The organism is Rubripirellula lacrimiformis, assembly GCF_007741535.1.
GTDB lineage: Bacteria > Planctomycetota > Planctomycetia > Pirellulales > Pirellulaceae > Rubripirellula > Rubripirellula lacrimiformis.
On the sequence record NZ_CP036525.1, the window covers coordinates 5,131,925 to 5,150,293 of the forward strand.

At 57.1% G+C, this 18,369-nt stretch carries 14 protein-coding genes; all 14 read right to left on the reverse strand.

Translation table 11 applies throughout. The features are described from left to right. Positions 1-131 precede the first annotated feature (131 nt). Complete coding sequence (locus tag K227x_RS18105) at positions 132-3,293, reverse strand: PVC-type heme-binding CxxCH protein (RefSeq protein ID WP_145171681.1); 3,162 nt, start codon at positions 3,291-3,293, stop codon at positions 132-134. A gap of 74 nt (positions 3,294-3,367) precedes the next feature. Continuing rightward, positions 3,368-4,891, reverse strand: coding sequence for a mercuric reductase (locus tag K227x_RS18110; RefSeq protein WP_145171683.1), 1,524 nt, complete (start codon positions 4,889-4,891; stop codon positions 3,368-3,370). A 138-nt stretch (positions 4,892-5,029) separates the two neighbouring features. After that, complete coding sequence (locus tag K227x_RS18115) at positions 5,030-6,730, reverse strand: VTT domain-containing protein (RefSeq protein WP_145171685.1); 1,701 nt, start codon at positions 6,728-6,730, stop codon at positions 5,030-5,032. Positions 6,731-6,790: 60 nt separating this feature from the next. Then, positions 6,791-7,051 (reverse strand): nitrate/nitrite transporter NrtS, encoded by a 261-nt coding sequence (nrtS, locus tag K227x_RS18120; protein ID WP_246145900.1) that lies wholly within the window; start codon positions 7,049-7,051, stop codon positions 6,791-6,793. Between the two features lie 423 nt (positions 7,052-7,474). After that, positions 7,475-8,143, reverse strand: a complete 669-nt coding sequence (locus tag K227x_RS18125; RefSeq protein ID WP_145171689.1) for a hypothetical protein — start codon at positions 8,141-8,143, stop codon at positions 7,475-7,477. Then, positions 8,140-9,093: a hypothetical protein gene (locus tag K227x_RS18130; protein ID WP_145171691.1), complete on the reverse strand. Its 954-nt coding sequence runs from the start codon at positions 9,091-9,093 to the stop codon at positions 8,140-8,142. The genes K227x_RS18125 and K227x_RS18130 overlap by 4 nt, the downstream gene beginning before the upstream one ends. Next, on the reverse strand, positions 9,090-10,832 hold the full coding sequence (locus K227x_RS18135; RefSeq protein ID WP_218933344.1) for a type IV pilus biogenesis protein PilM: 1,743 nt from the start codon (positions 10,830-10,832) through the stop codon (positions 9,090-9,092). Before K227x_RS18135 ends, K227x_RS18130 begins: the two co-directional genes overlap by 4 nt. Positions 10,833-10,854: 22 nt before the next feature. Continuing rightward, positions 10,855-12,495 carry a hypothetical protein gene (locus K227x_RS18140; RefSeq protein ID WP_145171695.1) on the reverse strand — a complete coding sequence of 547 codons (1,641 nt, stop codon included), beginning with the start codon at positions 12,493-12,495 and terminating at the stop codon, positions 10,855-10,857. Continuing rightward, positions 12,488-13,513, reverse strand: coding sequence for a prepilin-type N-terminal cleavage/methylation domain-containing protein (locus K227x_RS18145; RefSeq protein WP_145171697.1), 1,026 nt, complete (start codon positions 13,511-13,513; stop codon positions 12,488-12,490). Before K227x_RS18145 ends, K227x_RS18140 begins: the two co-directional genes overlap by 8 nt. After that, a complete protein-coding gene (locus K227x_RS18150) occupies positions 13,510-13,962 on the reverse strand; it encodes a type IV pilus modification PilV family protein (RefSeq protein ID WP_218933345.1) in 453 nt (150 codons plus the stop codon). Before K227x_RS18150 ends, K227x_RS18145 begins: the two co-directional genes overlap by 4 nt. Further along, positions 13,959-14,675, reverse strand: coding sequence for a pilus assembly FimT family protein (locus K227x_RS18155; protein WP_315854314.1), 717 nt, complete (start codon positions 14,673-14,675; stop codon positions 13,959-13,961). Before K227x_RS18155 ends, K227x_RS18150 begins: the two co-directional genes overlap by 4 nt. Further along, a complete protein-coding gene (gene gspG, locus K227x_RS18160; RefSeq protein ID WP_145171703.1) occupies positions 14,608-15,102 on the reverse strand; it encodes a type II secretion system major pseudopilin GspG in 495 nt (164 codons plus the stop codon). The genes K227x_RS18155 and gspG overlap by 68 nt, the downstream gene beginning before the upstream one ends. Before the next feature lie 15 nt (positions 15,103-15,117). Beyond that, on the reverse strand, positions 15,118-16,338 hold the full coding sequence (locus K227x_RS18165) for a type II secretion system F family protein (protein ID WP_145171706.1): 1,221 nt from the start codon (positions 16,336-16,338) through the stop codon (positions 15,118-15,120). Between the two features lie 4 nt (positions 16,339-16,342). After that, positions 16,343-18,028 (reverse strand): GspE/PulE family protein, encoded by a 1,686-nt coding sequence (locus K227x_RS18170; RefSeq protein ID WP_145171708.1) that lies wholly within the window; start codon positions 18,026-18,028, stop codon positions 16,343-16,345. Positions 18,029-18,369 lie beyond the last annotated feature (341 nt).

Consider the following 18,369-nt stretch of genomic DNA (forward strand, 5'->3'; position numbering starts at 1 on the left):
TCCCATGCACCGGTAGCGGAAGTCGTCAAGACTTTCGTCCCTCTCTCTCGCAATTCCGAAACTCTTGACGAGTTCCGCTACCAGTAATCCCGAAACTCTTGACGAGTTCCGCTACGATGCGTTCGCCGATCTCATTGTTGGACTGCGTCGCCGTGGCGGAGCGTTCGCAGGTACTCGACCAAGTCGCAGAGTTGCTGCTCGGTGAAGTTTGCGACCAGGCCTTCGGGCATCAGCGAAACCGATTGCGGGCGTTCCTCTTCAACGTCATCTTCCTCGATCGTGATCTGCTGGCCGGTGGCGATTCCCAGGGTAATTTTTCCGTCTTGGCGATCGAGTACCAATCCGTTTTGGATGCGTCCGTCGATGAATAGAAAGCTGGTCGCAACAAAGTTGTAATTGATCGCTCCACTTGGGTATTGGATGTGGTACAGGAGTTCACGTTCACCGTACTTCATCCCGACGGACGCCAGATCGGGACCGACCAACGATCCTTCCCCCGTGACGCGGTGGCATCGTGCGCAAGCGGCGTCTTTGTGATTGGTAAACAGTTCGCGACCTCGTCCCGCGTTGCCGTGCAACGCCAACACCGCTTGCACATTGTGAATCTTCTTGCTGTCGATTCCCGAAGTCGCTGGCAGTTGCTGCTCAGCCAGGTGGCGAATTCGGCCATCGGAGTGATTGTGCAACAGGAACGACATTTCGCTTTCCAAGTCCGCGGCAATTTCGGACTGTTTCTGCAGCGACAAGACCGCGTCGGCTCCCCGCGAAGTGGTGGCGACAAGCTGCAAAGATTTGCGTCTTGCGTCGAGTGGCATGTTGTTATCTAGCAGGACATTCAGCAGAGCGGATTGTGCAGACTCGTCGCCAACCAAGCTGATCGCCTCTAGCCCGGCCAATGCGATCTGGCCACCGCTCGAACTCCCCTTGGAACTACCGACCAACTCGGCAGCCAACTCAGCAACAGGCTTGTGCGTCATTTTCCCAAGTGACGTCAATGCTGCAACACGGACGATCGCCTGCTGGGAATCGTCGGCGGCAATGTCCATCAGTGGTTCTGCAAATCCCTTCATTTTCGCGCGTGCCAACGACTCGATCGCGGGAACCTGCAACACGGGTGATTTCAATGCAACCATGAATACCTTCCGCAACGATTCATCGTCGACAAGCTGGTTCCAGTCGCCGGAAAGACCGCGACCAAGTTGCCGGACGATGTCGAGCTTGCCGTCGTCTGCGACTCCAGCGGCGAAAAATCGTTTGATCAGCAAGCGACCAGCTGCCGGGTCTGAAATCCCAACCAAAGCGAGCGAGGCAGCTTGTTCGACCGACGGTGAATGGTTGTGCGATAGCAGACGCTCGATCGCCGGCAACGTTTCACTCCGCTGAAGCACCCACGCTAAGCCAAGCACGCGTGACGCCGCATTCGAGGGCGGCAGTTCATCCTGAGGCCGAAGGAACGCATCATTGGTACCGACGGGGTAAAACGGAGGCACTGCGATCGGTTGCTCGTCCCACCCATCTTCAATCGCGGTGTTCACCAAGCGGTTGAAGAGATCTTGTAGGAAATCAGGTTCGCGAACAATCAACGCCCCCCGGAGTGCTTCCAGATAAAGCCGGTCACGCCCGTCCCATGCAGCGGCTAGCTCTTGCAACGCGACGTTGATCCCTTCGGTGGGCTGATTCGAAATCGCCAGCAATAATGCTCGCCGCACGCCGGCATCCGTGTCGTCGACGAGGGCCATGATTTTGTCGAGGTCCTGATCCGACGGATTGTGTTGGTCCGATAAACTGAGCAAGCCGACTGCCATTTCGCGAATTCGCGGGTTCGGATCCAGCAGAGCTTCTGCCACATCCGCATCGCCGGTGGTCGGGAGTGCATGCAGGACGTGAAGAGCTCGCGCACGGACAACGGGGTTTGCGTCCTGAAACAACCACAGCAATTCGCTCCGAGAATCCGCACCTTGTCGCAGGAGTTGGTCACGTGCGGCCAGTCGTGCCACTGGGTTGGGTGACTGCAGGGCTTCGATCGCATTGTTCCCGTCGAATGTCAACGCGTTCTGCTCTGCGGTCACCGCGCCGACACGATAAATACGCCCGGTCGTTTGATCCGAAAACCGGTTACCACCGACCCCGGCATCGTACCAATCACACACGAACAGCGATCCATCTGCGGCAACGGAGACGTCGACGGGGCGGAACCAGTCGTCATCACCTTTTAGCAGCACGCCATAGTCCGATCGGAAACCGGCTCCGAAGCGTACGATCCGGTGCAAATTGACTTGATGGGTCCCCGAGTCAACTTGCAACACCGCACCGTAGTACTGTTCCGGCAAAAGGTTTCCTTCGTAAACGATCAGCCCGCTGGGAGCACCGTTTCCAGTGCCGACCAACTTGGGAATGATCCCAGGCAATTCTTCGGCCCAGTGTCGCGACGAATCGGGATGCTGATATCCATACTCGCCACCGGCCATCACCCAGTACATCCGGCAACCACGATTGCCGTCATCGTCATTGTCGCTGCCAAACACGTTTCCGAATGAATCAACCGCAGCTTCGTAGTTGTTGCGATGCCCCGACGACAGGATCTGCAATTCGGTTCCGTCGCGGTTGACTCGTAGCGTCGCGCCAACGTTCGTCGACGTCACACGTCGGCCGGATTGATCGAGCACATCCAACGTGGGGTCACCTGATTTCCGCTTATCCGCTCCATAACGGGCATCGCCTACGGTAAAGTAAAGTTTGCCGTCGGGGCCAAACGTCATCCCATGCAATCCGTGGTCGCTGTCGACGCCGCGAAAACCCGTCAGCAGAGCGTATCGGTGATCCGCTTTGTCGTCCCCATCGGTATCTTCCAAAACCAGAAAGTCCGGTGAATTGCCCGTGTAAACCCGGGTTCCCGTTTGAACGCCATCCTTCCAGATCTCCTCCACGGCCAGACCCAACGGAACCGGAAAGATGTTGTCAGCGAACACGGTCACCTTGTCGGCTTTCCCGTCTCCATCGGTGTCGCTAAGGATCTTGATTTGATCCGCACCCTCGACTCGGCCCATCGAATCAAACTGTCTCTGTTTCATGCGGTAGTTCAGGCCTTCAGCAATCCAAACGCGACCGCGCGAATCGATTTCCATGGCCGTTGGGTTCCTGACCATCGGCTCGCTGGCCCACAGAGAAACGTCCAATCCTTCGGCAGGATGCAACGATTTGAGTGAATCGTCCGGTGAGATTTGAGCAGACGCACTGACGCAATTGACGACGACACAAAGCAGACAGGCAAGCAGCCGAGGGGATCGCAACATGAACAACGTCCGTACAAAACGCGAGGGATGGAGCAGAGTCAATATAGACGAACCGAAGACTTAAGCACCGACACTTAGGCACCGACGTTGATCCGCCGCAGCAGGTTCAGAATTTTTTGATTCAACGGTGTCAAACGCGTACGACCGTATTGATCCCCAAGTTTGCGGATCGCTTCGGCCTGGGTGGGGTACGGATGAATGGCGCCTGCGATCTTCCCCAGCCCGATCTCGTTGACCATGGCCAGGGTAAGTTCCGAAATCATATCGCCGGCATTCTTGGCGACGATCGTTGCCCCCAGGATCTGGCCGGATCCTTTCTTGGTGTGAACTTTGACGAAACCATCGTCATCGCCTTCTAGAATCGCGCGATCAACGTCACTGAAATGCTGGACGTAGGTATCGATCGCAATCCCCGATTTCTCGGCATCGTGCTCGTATAGGCCGACATGAGCGATTTCGGGAGACGTGTAGGTTGCCCAAGGGATGACCAGGTCGCTGACCTTTTTCTTCCCCAGCGGTCCCACGGCAAACAGCGTGTTTTGGATCACGATTCGGGCCATGAAGTCAGCCGCGTGCGTGAACTGATACTTGGAACACACATCACCCGCGGCATAGATCCGCGAGTTCGTGGTCTGCAGGTTGTCATTCACAACGACACCCTTGCGATCAAAGTCGACACCAACGCCTTCCAAATTCATGTTGTCGACGTTCGGTGCACGCCCGACCGCGACCAACAACTGATCGACCGGTTCGTCGTAACTTTTGCCGTGCGAATCCACCGTCAACCGAATCCCGCCGTCCTGTTTGATTTCCAAATTCTGACCGCAACACAACAAGTGGACTCCGTCCTTGACGATCTGCTGATGAACGACTTCGGCCGCGTCACGGTCTTCTTTCGACAAAATTCCATGCTCGGATTCAACCAGGAACACCTCGCTGCCAAGTTGAGCAAACGACTGCGCCATTTCACAACCGATCGGGCCGGCCCCGATGATGCCGATTCGTTTGGGGAGTTCGGTTAATGAGAAAACAGATTCGTTGGTTAGGTAGTTGACCTCGGATAGCCCCGGGATCGGAGGCGCGGCGGCGCGCGCGCCGGTTGCAATCACGGCCCGTTTGAACTTCAGCGATGTACCAGCAACGTCGACGGTTTCCGAATCAACAAACTGTGCCTGGCCAAAGTAGACGTCGATTCCGAGATCACGAAAACGGCTAGCGGCATCGTTGCGGCTGATCTTGGCACGCAGCTTGCGCATCCGCTGCATCACGCCGCCGAAATCGACCGAGACGCCTTCGGGAACATCGACGGAGAAGTCGCCTGCGCTCTTTACCGCCGCTGCCGCCCTGGCTGCACTGATCACTCCTTTGGACGGTACGCAGCCCACGTTCAGGCAGTCGCCCCCCATCAAGTCACGTTCGATGATCGCAACACGCGCTCCCAATCCCGCAGCCCCAGCGGCGGTGACGAGCCCCGCGGTCCCAGCGCCAATGACCACCAAGTGATAGGGCCGACTGGGTTTCGGATTCGTCCAATCCCGAGGGTGAACGTTCGATTCGAGTTCCTGGTTGTGTTCGTCAAGCGGTAGCAGCGCATTCATATCAGTTCGTTTCCTTGGGATCGCCGCATCAACGGCCGCAGGTGAAAAGGGGATACTGTTCTGGACTCCTGCCCAGCATCGCTGGACCAAGGTGACTGCCACCAAGCTTCCAGCGCCGATCGGATCGTCTGCCAGTCGCTATCGTGGCTGTTGGTTGCCGACGCTATTGAGCCGCCAATCGTAGGTCAGCCAGGACGGCTGCGGCGTGGCACCGTCATCGATGGTCGCCGCCAAATCGGGGGAATAGCGGGCGGCAAACTGGACGACACTGCCGGCAGCCTGTTCGAAGTCGTTGCCGTACCAGTTGTACAAATTCGTAAGCTGAAGCTCTGCCGATTCAGGGTCAAACACAAACCATGTCCGATGGCCATGCACATACAGGGTTTGTTCCCGAAGCTGTTCGTCGATACGATCCGCCAAATAGGCTTCATTGCGTAGCGGCGGGCACCCGACTGCGGCACAGACCAGTGCAAAGTGGATGCGGGGCTCGGCAAAATGGGGACGGATCTGTTCGTGTTCGATCTGATTCAGACTCAGTTCCATCCCGCCAACGTTCCAGCGAACAGCATCCCAGCGATCTGCGTCGGGGATGTCCATGATCGAATCAATGGGCTGATGATCTAAGATCAACTTCAATGTCGCGGCATTGTAGGCGTTGATCAGAAACGCCAATTTCTCGTTTCGTCCCAGATCGCCGAAAGGTGCCTCAGCGATCGACAATAGATACGCATCCAGATCAGCTTCGTCGGAGCTCAGCGCACCGTAGTTCACCCATCCGTTTTCGTCGACGTGATTCTTTAGCAACCTGTCCAAGATCGAGTGATCGATCGTCGGACCGTCCGGATGGGCTGCATAGGATTCTTGAACCACAACCTGGGGTGGCCCGAACAGACCAACCAGTGACCTTTCGATCTGGCCGGCGTTGAAAAACACATACACCGCAGCGGCAACCGACACGACCGCGACGGCCATCACCATCATCACGCTGCGAACACTCGGCCCGGTCGCCGTACCATCTTGGTTGTCGCTGCTGCCAACCGAATCGGCGCCTTCACTATCGACGTCGGCGGTCTCGCTGACTTGTTCTTGCAACTTGCGGCGGGCCAACCGAGTCACGTAAACCGTCACCACAACCGTGGCCAACAAGCCAACCACCAGCATTGCCCATTCGGCTGTGCTCCGTTGCCGATCGGCACCGACGGCTGCGCCGGTGGCGTGGCCGATGTAGACGAACAAAAACGTGCCCGGCAACATCGCAATCCAACTGGTCACCACATAGGGCCAAAAGCGAACGGCGGTCAGTCCATACAGGTAGTTCTGAAGATTGAAGGGAATCGCAGGGGAAAGCCGCAGCAGGCCGACGATCTTCCAGCCACCTTCGGCGATCGCGCGATCGATCGCACCGAAGTGACGGTTTCCCTTGGCGAGGCGGGCAACCTTCTCTCGAGCTCCATAGCGAGCGATCAGAAAGGCTAGCGAGGCCCCAATCGTCGAACCGATCGAAACGGCAACCATCCCAACCCCAAGCCCAAACAGCGCCCCAGCAGCAAGCGTCAGGATCGTCCCCGGCACAAACAGCACAGTCGCCACGATATACATCAACACCAACACCACCGGGCCCCAAAATCCGAGGCTCGCAATCCAAACCTTCCCGGCTGACATTGCTTGGTCAAACGGCAGCGATCGAAAAATGACCAGAACGGACACAACGATCAACAGCATCGCAGCCCAGCGCAGGACCAACAGCATCCGTTTGTTCGCGTCCGTCGAATCGGAGGCGGCGGACGACGTTTTGCCTCCCGCACCGTTGTCGGCAATCAAGTTAGACGTCGTATTCATGAGGGCGGCCTGTTCGTGCAAATGAAGTGTTGGGCTCCGGATATCAAATAGACGCGGCAGTCACGAATTCCTTACAGAACTTCGAATCGCACCGACACTCGACAGCGTCGACACAACATAGGGAACCAAATAGGTCAGCCCGATTTTGGCAAAATGCGTCGGCTGGCATTGACCGGCCATGATGATATCGCCCTGATTGATCGCCGTAAGCACGGTGCCGACGACAACACTGTAGGCCAGACCGCGGCTGACAATCGATTGCCGAGTCGCCAAACGAAACCATTCGCGCATGATGAAAAGCGAACCTACAGAGAGAAGCATTCAGAAAAGCCAGGTGCAACGGCTTGCCGCGTTGGATCCTGTGGCATGCAGTTCACACCGAACTGCGAATTCAGTGCGTCTGTCAGAAACTGCACAGAACTGCCATCCACATCCTACGATCGATCGGCACCCCGTCGACACCGATCGTGGCAAAGACTGTCCACGATCCTATTGGACTAGTGCTTCGATGGTGGAATCACCCGCTGACCCGCCAAAAAAACAGCACGGGGCAAGTCGATCGAACTCGTCATGCTTGATACGGGGACCGAGGAGACGCAGCCGCCGGCTGCGGCGGTTTGATTGCGTGATGGACGGCGGGGGGCGAGGAGAAGGGTGGGCGATTGCGGGTAGGAGCAGGAGTTCGAGTTTAAGTTCGAATCTAAGTTTTGTTGTTGGGTTTCCCGGTGTTGGGGGCGGTTTGGATCACTCGGCGATCGCCGAGTGGGCGATCGACAGTTGGCTTTCGATTTGGTCAATGTGTGGTTCGAAGGAGGCCAGGATACGCAGTTTTTCAGCCACTGCTTCCGATTCCACGACTCCACGCAGTACCGTCCGACCGCCCTGCTGGGATACCTCGATGGGTGTGCCGGCAGCCAATTGCAATCTTGCTTCTAACTTTTGCTGGCGTTTGCTCGTGACGGCTGAAACGAATTCCGGGTCCGCCAACTCGGAAACCGAGATCGATAGACGCGGGTGGTACATCGCTCCGGCGGCCAGCCGCGGAAAAGGCCGATTGATCTGGGCCGAGCGATCTAGCGGCTCGCGAAGCGATTCAACCGATGTCCGTACGCGTCCGACGCCGACGGCTTGTTCACTGCCAACAAATCCTTGCTGTCCACCACGGTTGGGGCCGACAAATTCGTTCCTGGAACGATTGCCTCGCAAAAACCGCTCGTTGCCCTGGACGACCCCCGCGGCTTCCATCGTGGGCGGCGCACCGCCACCAGGCGTGGCGCGTTTGGTTAGCGGTTGGCCGAGAGTTCTAGCACCGAACAATTGTGCGTCGGCCGATGTCGTCACAGACAGGCTTGTCAGCAATGCGATCGCGATCAAAGCGACCGCGCGTGGTTTCGATGAATGGGTGGCGGTCATGATTCTTCCACTTCTTGGATAGTTTCAGAGGGTGCGGATGTCGGATGCCCTAGCACGTCACCGAGCGATTGCCCCAGCGATAGCCAGCAATCAAATTCATTGACCATCAACTCCACGCGGCTTTCGTCAAACGATTTGACTTGAACACTATGCAGCGGCAGGTCCAGCGTTCCATCCATCCCGACAATCTGGACTCGCGAAGGCGAACCCACGGCAAACCAGCCTTCCGGTTGGCCTGCACGGTTTTGCGTGATGGCGGTCAATCGAACTTGCCCAAGTGATTTTGAAAAACCCTTGGCGAACAGATTGCGGCTGACAAATTCTTTGTAGTGCTCACGGGGCGGATACGCTTGCTCGTCACGAACCAACATCGACAAATCACCTTCACGTTCGGTCGACTCCAACGACAACGTCTCGATCGCGAGATTCAGTTCAAGTTGGTTGCCGTTGACCAGTGGGGTCACCGAGAAGCTGCGGATTTTGTGAAGTTGCCCAGACCGGTGAAAGCCGTGCAGAAAATCGGTCAGATGATCGAGTGTCGTCCGCGCCCGCAGCGTGAACCCGATCCGATGACCAATCAGGTTGGACTTTCGCTTCTTTGCCCGTGAACGAACTTCGATTGGTCGTGGCGTATCGGCATCCACCGAGGCGGATTCCATCTTGTGCTGTTCGACGAGTTGCAACAGCCAATCTTGATAACTGGACCGAGCCAGCGCTGGATCAAACGGCAACGCTCGCGCCGCGAAATCGTCCAACTGGTTCGCCAATCGCCGACCCGTGATCTGGGATGTGTTGGCGTCTTGCAACTTCGATTCGACGGATTTCAATTCGCCTTCGTAGCGTTGGCTTGGCTGCTCGATCAACGACCGGTAACCGGTGTCGACCGCGTACATCAAAACAACGGCGAGCGCTCCGGCGCCTAGCAAGATCGTTCGGCGGTCCGCATTCATAGGGATACCCCCGACAAGGTGAGTTTGGAATCGTCAGCAGGATCGGACTGCGCGGATGTCGCGGTCGGTTCTGCCATCGTCGCTGGTTCTGGCGGATCAGAACTATCGGGCGGATCGGTGTTGTCCGGCGTAGCCAGCACAGCTGACTGGACAAAGACCTCTTCATCACGTTCGTCGATAGGGGCGATCGGAAAAGCGATCCGAGCTTCGAACTGCCACGGATACTCTTCGTTATTGGTCTGCTCGCTGACCCTTTTGCTGGTGATCGAAAATTTTGCTTCGCGAAGTGCGTTTTCCAATTCCGCAACCTGACTGGGATCGTTCACTTGAACAGACAGATCGATCACGCCGGTGCTTCCGTCGGCCGCTGCGGACAATCGTCGGACATTGGCGAGCTGTCCTTCGGGGAACCGACTGGACAGTCGCTGCAACTCTCTGAGCCAATCCACTTGATCGCCAAGCCATTGCTGGACCATCCGAGTCTCGTCAGCCTTTTCCTGCAGTTTTGCGGCAACGCGTTCCGCTTCCTCCAACTCTTGCCTCTTTTCACTCACCTGCGTTTTCAGCGAATCGACGTCGCTTAGCAACAGATACGACCCGATGGCCAGGCAACCGAGTGCCAGGGCCGCGATCGCTGCCCATCGTCGCAGCGGATTGGGCGGTACCGGCGGAACTTTGGGGTGGACCAGGTCGACAGCCAAATGGTGCTCTTGAAACACCGTCGCCGCGGCAGTCAACACAGGATCGGGTGACGCAACGTTGGCCAGCCCGCTGCCAAGATCGCTACCAGCGTCGACGGGCATCGTCAGGATGACGGGCCGTGCGTTCAGCGATTCGCAAAGCGTTAGTGAATGATCCGCAAAATTTTCTTGCACGGCATCGTTGCCGACGGATTCGGTGGTCCCGTCGGACGCTGAATCTCGCGGCCGGCGAACCAACACCAACATTTCTGGCATTTCGCCGGGCGACACAAAGTCCATCAGCGAAACGCTGCGTTGCACTTCCACCTGGATCTGATCGGTCAGCGCGGCAACTTCGTGGCTTCCGGCGCGGAACGTTCGCAGCGAAGCCAAACGGCTGCCTCGAAAGAACGACAGTTCGACTTCGCCTTCGTACACCACGATCAACACGGACAACGACGAACGGAAGACTCGTTGTTGCCGAAGTTGATACAGGGGTGCCGTTTGGCGGGATGTGAATGCGGTCAGTTGCAGCCCCGTTTGGCTGACCGAATCGGTCCAAGCGGTGAATTCACTCTGTTCTAGAGAGAACGCCGCTGCGGTCTGCGATCGCTTGGCTTCGCCTTCGGGCGTCGGGTCCGCCTCGCTGTCCTGGCCCGTGTCGCCTGATGATGCTGCTGCGTTGGTGACGATCGGGGGCGTTGCCCCGTCAAGCAACCGGTAGTCAACGACCAGTTCGTGGTCACCGTCGCCAATCAACTGTTCCACTTCCGCACGTATCAGCGCTGCGACTTCGGACGCATCGGCCGGCGGAATCTCAACCGTCGTCATCTCCAAATCAGTTCGCGGCAACAGCAGGATCAATCGCGATGCTGCGATCTTTTCCGCTGTCAGATGTTGATGCAGCACAGAGAGGGCTGGCCGTTCGGCTTCGCGGTCCAGCGTCCCCCAGGCAACAGCCACCAATCCCTCTTTGCGTTCCTTCACCACCAGGAAGTACACGTTCACCTGGTCCCAAGACGCGACCACGATCGGGCCACGTTTGGATGGTGCGTTCAACGAGTGAAGGAAGGGCAGGCGATTAAGGAAGGTGGGAACCGGCATGATCCAATGGCTGGCTCGGCGAAGCCTCACCACGCAATTCGTCGATCGCGAACCCCTTTCCCCAAGCATCCCACTGGCGAAAATTTCGCACAGTCGCCTGGGGGGCTGATCCGTCTAGCGTCGCGGTGCACCGGAACGTAGGCGTGAAAGGGTCTCGAAACGCAACGATTTGAGCGTGGTAGCAATCGCCTCCAACGGTGATCCAGGGTTGCAGTTTGATAAAGGTGGGTAAATCGACGACGTTTTCAACCAGTAACCAAGCGATCGTGTTCCGCGATGCGTTGGTACCGGTCGTCGAGATCGATCCGATCTGCGTTGATCGTCGCTCGATAATTTGATCGACGATCTCTGCGGTCATCGTCGGAATGCCTAGCAGGACGGGGCGGGGAGCCTCCATCACGTCGACTTGGCCAACGATCACGCCACTGGGGTGGACCGTCACATCGTCGACCAAACCTCTAATATAATTACTGGGGTCGCCAAAGTCAGCCGAGAATGGGCTGCGGACCGAGAATGGTTCCTCGTTTGCCGTCGAGATCGCGACGGTGGCGTTGACCAGTTCCAGAGGACTTTCAATTCGCGTGGACGCGGGGATCGAAAAATCCGGTGTCCACTCGGCGGCGGAAACCTGTCGACTTCCACCGCGGGAGGATCGCTGAGCGGGAATCCCGAACTGCCGCACTGCGATCACAAAATTGGCCCAATCCGCTGGCCAAATTGCCAGCAGGTCTTGATGCAGTCTTTGCAAGTCCGTGGCATTCAAGAAAACTCGCGGGCGACCGGCCAGACTCTCGTTCTTTTGACCACTGTCGAACGTCAGATAATCACGCCAAGCGAGCGGAGCCGAGTCGGTCAACGCATCGATAGCGATACCGTCCTGCAGCGAACTTTGCTCGCCCATCAAACCCTGTTCAAGCGAATCCAGTCGGTAGTTGTGATCCCAGTCGCCGCCCGTCCAACCCATCGCCCACTTGCGTGTCCAGCCAGCTGCGTCGCTGGCACCACCTGGTGCAGCAACATCGCTGGCGGCACCGCTGTCGCTGGCGAACGATCCCAGACGATCACTCAGGCTGACCGCGCCGGCGGTCTGTGTCTCGGTGATGCCATAGGCCTTCATCAATGCCTGCGCCATCGCCAGATCCATTGCTGGCAAATTCATCAATGCTTTGCGGGCCTGGCCGGGGAAAGCCAGTTCCCACTGATCGAGCACCATCAGGTTGATCTTGGCAGATTCGTTGGTCAATCCAAAACGCCAATTTTGGGCAGCTTCGGTTTGCATGTCTGCGACCGAAGCGTCCGAGGGGGACAGCACCGAAAACATCCACTGCGGCTCGGAATCTTCCGTGGTGCCGGCATCCTGTTGCAGCGGGACCGCCACGAACGACTGCGGTTGATCCCGATGCCAATTCAAACGAGTGCCGCGCGGCTGTTCCAAGGACACCTGCAATGCTTCGATCGCGCTCATCACCGTCAAACGGGCCTGTGCCCGTTCCATCTGCAGCCGACTTGTTCGGTAGGAGTCCGTCATCTGCTGGTTGAAACCGTAGGCCGCCAATGCCACCAACGTCACGATCACCATCACGACCAACAGCGCCATCCCTTTTCGGGGCTTATTCATGCTGGTCTCCCTGCACGCTGCTTCCATGGACCAACACGACGATTCGAACGTCGCGGATCAGTGGGGTATCGTCGCTGCCTGCATCCGCACTCGCGTCGGCCGCCATCGCCGGCTGGATCGACTCAGCCATATCGTCGAAGTCTCCGGCGATGAACTGTTCCGCATCGCCATCCTCCGGATCGATCGTTTCGTAACTGGTCGATGCCGATGGCAAATCAAAGCTCAGTTCAATCGCTCGCGGCAATCCGCCTTTTAGCTGGCTGTCCCATTGGCCCAGCCATTGCTTGCCGTCGCTGTAACGAAAACGCGGTGCAATCAAATTGCGAATGCTGGTCGACGGCGCCTTGGACTCGTCACCGGAATCGACCGGCAGTTCTTCATCGCTGATGCGGTACAGATCTTCCGTCGTCAAAAGCTCTTCCGACGGGGACGACGAATCGGCTTGGGACCAGCGATCGATTGGCACCAGTTGTCGTTGCAAATCGAACAGATCATCGACCGAATCGGTGGTCGCTGTATTCACAGCGCTGGGTGCGGAAGTCCCAGTGACGATCTGATAACGCAAGTGATGGATAGCGATCGGATCCAGCGCGATCGCCGTGTTTTGATTGGCCGCAGTGTATGATTGCGTCGTGGTTGAAAGGGGTTCGTTTGCGTTGGTGACCGCTTCCAACCACGCCAACGGGTCGAGCGATGGAACCACATCGACTTCGAAGCCTAGTTCGTCACCTCGGAACGGACGCAGATCGTTGGGCGACGATTGAAAGGACTGTGATTGGATTGCCGACGGAGTCATGGCGACCCTCGGCTCCATCAAACACGCCGCATCCGATTCGAGCCAATCCCGGGCGATTCGAATCACCTGCATTTGATATGCCTGATTCCAACCGCGCTGCTCGGCGTCTTGATACGACCCCAAGATTGACCATGCGACCATCATCAGTGCCGCCAACAAGACCAGCGACAGCATCAGTTCCAGGATTGTGTAACCACGTCGACAACCGGCATGCATTTTCATGGCAAGTCCAACGCATCCGAGGATACCGTCGACATCGGTTTGGCCGCGCCGATCCAACGCACCAAACTGACAACGGCCGAATCAGTGTTGTCTGCCGACGGGGTTCCCGATTCGGTCGAACGATAGATGGAAACGACGATTCGTTTCAATTTCGATTCACCATCCCCGTTTGCTTCGACGTCCGATAGTTCGATCTTGTAGCGCCAGCGAGGGTCCGATTCAAAGCTGCCCTCCATTTCCGATTCGGCATCCGAGCGGGTCGCGATGAACTCATCCAGCGTTGACTGCGCCATCTGCAGCGCGACGGTCCGCTGTTCGGCTTTTTGCGCCAACTGGGTTGCTTGTCCGATCAAGCTAAACAGCGCAACACCGCTGCCCGCTAAGACCGCGGTAGCAATGACCATTTCCATCAGCGAGAAACCGCTACGTCGTCTGATTGGTGGATTCAATCGGAAATCCCCCCGTCGTCCGGCGGCAGCCCAGATGCCTGCGACGCGCCGATCGGCTGCGCCGCCGATAGCCGGGACGTTCGCATCATTCCGGTGACCGCTTCGATCTCAATCGCAACTCGGCTGTTGGTCGCCGTGTCACGCAGCACGATCACGGCCGCACGTGTTTGACCATTGGGCAAAAACGGCAGGTACCACATCGACTTTTCAATGTCGGTTGAAACGGACGGATCCGACGACTGGTCAACCGCGACGTAGCTTTGTTGATCGAATTGCACTTCGTCGACCACGATGTCGACGGGAAGTTCCCACGCGTCCACGTCTCGGTCAACTTCGTCGCCAACGTCGGGTGGGGTGTCCGAGAGTTGTTCGGCGACCAAGTCGGTCCATCGTCCGGAATAAACCAGCGGCTGGTCTGCCTGAAACCGCATCAGTCGCGGCTCCCCTTGGACGGCCGCAGTTTGCCGGCAATCGGCGATTTGTCCACGCAATTCACTGGCCGCTTGCTGGACACTGCTGTCGGCCATCGGACGTCGCAAACTCGGCCATGCGACAGCACCGATCCCAACCATGATCGTCAGCACGATCATGAGTTCCAGCAAAGAAAAACCGGCGTTGCGGGGACGATTCAAAACGCAACGACGCCTATTCGTCACTCGAGTCGGATGATTCCGACTCATCTTCGCCCTCGGCAGGCTGGTTTCCAATGTCATCGTCGGTTCCGGCTTGAGAGTCGGGACCTGCCGAGAAGATGCGTGGGAAGGCTGGCTGTGAACTGCTGCTGCCACCTTCGACGGCATCAAATTCGTATTCAAAATCGTTACCCCAGGGGTCTAGCGGCAGCTTGCTGCCGTCGATGTAGGGCCCCGCCCACTTGCGAGCCAACCGCTCGTCATCGGGTGCTTTCAACAAAGCTTCCAATCCATCCTCGGTCGCTGGGAACACCTTCATATCGACCACGTACATTTTCAGCGCGGACGCCAAGTTGCCGATTTGAACCTCGGCGGTACGGATGTCCGCTTTCTGTTGCGATCCCAACAATCGTGGCCCGACCATCGCGATCAACCCGACCAAAATGATCAACACGATCATCAATTCCAGCAGCGTAAAACCGCTGCGTTGACGACTTCTACGTTTCATAAGACTTTCTTTCTTTTAGTTCACTGTTGAATTTAAATCGAAGACCGGCAGCAGGACGCCCACGATCACGAACATGACCATGCTGCCAATCAAAACTAACATCAATGGTTCGATCATCCGAACCATCACTTCCAATTGCCGTTCGACCTTGCCGTCGATGCGGTCGGCGATTTTGACCAGCACATCGTCCAGCGTATTTGATTCTTCTGCGATGCGAATCATGGCCATGATCTGGGGCGGAATCAATCCGCTAGCGGCCAGCGGTTTCGCCAACGTGTCCCCTGTCGTGATGTTTTCGGCCGACTTCAGCATGGCTTGCTGCAGCAGCCGATTGCCGGTCGATTCACTGCTGATTTTCAGCGACTTCAACAGCGGCACGCCATTGCGAAGCAAGGTCCCCAAGACCCGACACGCGCGAGAAACGGCCGCGTCGTGAAAGATGTCGCCCATCACGGGAATCTTTAGCTTCCAGGTGTCCCAGTTCGTGCGTCCACTATCGGACGCCAAGTATTTCTTCAAGCCAACCACGATCGCGACCGCCGGAATCGGCAACAGTAATCCATAATTCAGCAGGGTATGGCTGACGGCCAACAACAGCACCGTGATCATTGGCAGACCCGATCCGGTCGCTTCCAATCGATCAAAAAATGGCTGAAACTTCGGCACTAAAAACACCATCATCAACGATGTGATCAGTGTACCGACGACACCCAAGATGATCGGGTACGCCAACGCGCTGACTATTTTCGAACGCATTTCATCTTGTTTGCACAGGAACACGCTGGTTCGCTGCAGCGACTCTTCCAGAAACGCGCCTTCCTGTCCGGCGCGAACCATACTGAGCGTCAATTCGGAAAAGATCGCGGGCTCGGCCGCCATCGCTTGATCCAGGGTCGCACCTTCGGCAACGGCATCGTGAATCCGTTTGGCGGCAACCTGCAAGCGCGGGTTGATCGTCACGTCGCCCAAAATCGACAGGGCTTCCAACATCGGGACGCCGTTGTTCAACAGGTCCGCAAGCTGCGTACACAGGTCGGCGATCTGTTCTTTTTTGACTCGCTGGGGAAACTGCAAATTGTTGACATTTCCCAACGCCGGTTTCACATCCGAAACACTGACGGGATACAACGTTTGTTGGCGCAATCGCTGCATCGCTGCCCGACGCGTTTGAGCCGCGATGGTGCCGACACGCCGTTTTCCCGTCGCGGTTTTGGCGACATATGCGAAGTCTGGCATGTTTTCAGTCCGCCTTGGTAACGCGTAGCACTTCTTCTACGGTCGTCAGGCCACTGCATGCTTTTTCCCAACCATCGCTACGCAAAGTTTGCATCCCTGCTTCGATCGCCGCTTTCTTGATCAAATTGGACGCCGCACGCTGGGTCGCCAAATCGCGAATCTTGTCGTTCGTGACCAGCAGTTCATAGATTCCCATTCGGCCTCGGTAGCCAGTGCCGCGGCATTGATCACAGCCCTGTGGCATGTACAGCGGGCCGTCAAGTTTTTCGAGCGGGAAATCTTCTGGAAGGTCGGCAACGTTGGGTTGGTATTCTTGGCGACAGCTAGAGCAAAGGCGACGCACCAAACGCTGCGCCATGATGCCCTCGACCGTGCTGGCAACCAAAAACGGCTCGACACCCATGTCGCACAAACGCATGAAGGAACCGGCGGCGTCATTGGTGTGCAGCGTGCTGAACACCATGTGACCGGTCAACGAAGCTTGAGTCGCGTTCTCTGCCGTTTCCAAGTCACGAATTTCACCGATCAGCACCACATCGGGGTCGTGTCGCAGAATCGCTCGCAGGCAAGCCGCAAACGTCAATCCAACCTTCTGTTGGACTTGGATCTGATTGATCCCTTCAAGCTGATACTCGATCGGGTCTTCGGTCGTGATGATCTTGGTGTCTTCGGATTTGATCTCGTTCAGCGAGCTGTACAGAGTCGTCGTTTTCCCGCTTCCCGTCGGGCCGGTGACCAACACGATCCCGTGCGGCATCCGAATCAGTTTTTGATACTTTTGATACGTGTCTTCCGGCATCCCGATGTCACGCAGCGACAAACTCAGGTTCGATTTGTCCAAAACCCGCATCACGACGCCTTCGCCGTGCAACATCGGGATGATCGAAACCCGCAAGTCGATTTCGCGTCCGGCGACCCGCAATTTGATGCGACCGTCTTGTGGCACTCGCTTTTCAGCGATGTTCATCTTTGCCATGATCTTCAAACGGCTGACAATCGCCGCTTGGAACTGGTTCATTTCTTGCGGCACGCTCTGACGTTGCAAGACACCGTCAATGCGGTAGCGAAGCTTCAATCGATTCTCTTGGGCCTCGATGTGAATATCACTCGCTCGCGTTTCGACTGCTTCGCTAAGGATTTCGTTGACCAAGCGAACGACGGATGCCTGAGCAGCCGCTTCGGCGTCCTCGGATCCGTCCAGCTGCAACTCTTCGAGCATCTGGACATCGCCGCTCTGCTGACGCTGCATCGCGATCAGCCCGTCAATCGTTTCCGCACCCACGCCCAAATTTTGCTTGATCAATTGGCGGACGTTTTCAGGCGGCGCGACGACCGGACGGACCTCCAGCGACAAAGCGCTGGCGATCGTGTCGAAGGCGCCGAACGCGAACGGGTTGCTGACGGCCAACCGAATCCAGCTGTCGCTCTTTTCAAGCGGGAAGACTTCGTAGCGGTGAATCATCTTCAGCGGGAAGCCGTCCAACGCCGACGGATCCACTTCGACATCTTCCGTATCAAGCCATTCCAAGCCCATCACGCGAGCGGTTTCGGCTAACAGCGCGACGTCGCTATCAAAGTCCCACTGCATCGCCAAACTGCCCAATTGGCTGCGATCCCGCAGCGAATCGGCGACCTGCCGAAGTTGCAGTGCTGTCAGGGCTGGGGCGATTCCATCTACTTGCGTAATCATGGCTTGCATCGCTTTGGTGAGGGCCAAAAACCTGCATCCAGCGAATTCGGACGCTGCAAAGTCACCGTCGCCGAGGTCGACGCGAGCAGGGCTCACGAAAACAGCAGTGGGGACTGAGCAAGCCTCGTTCGCCGAGACGCTGCTATGCCGCCGATCAACCAACCGACTGTGAATTCACGTTGCGTGATTTCACCGCCTGCTAATCTGACGACTGCCTTTGGCTTCGTTGGGGGTGGGATCGGGGACCAAATGACGACCTTGTCATTGGCGTGTCCCGACTGATTTAGGTGGGTATCAGCTTTAAATTGTAGTGAAATCGGCTGACTGAGTCAAAGTGTGTC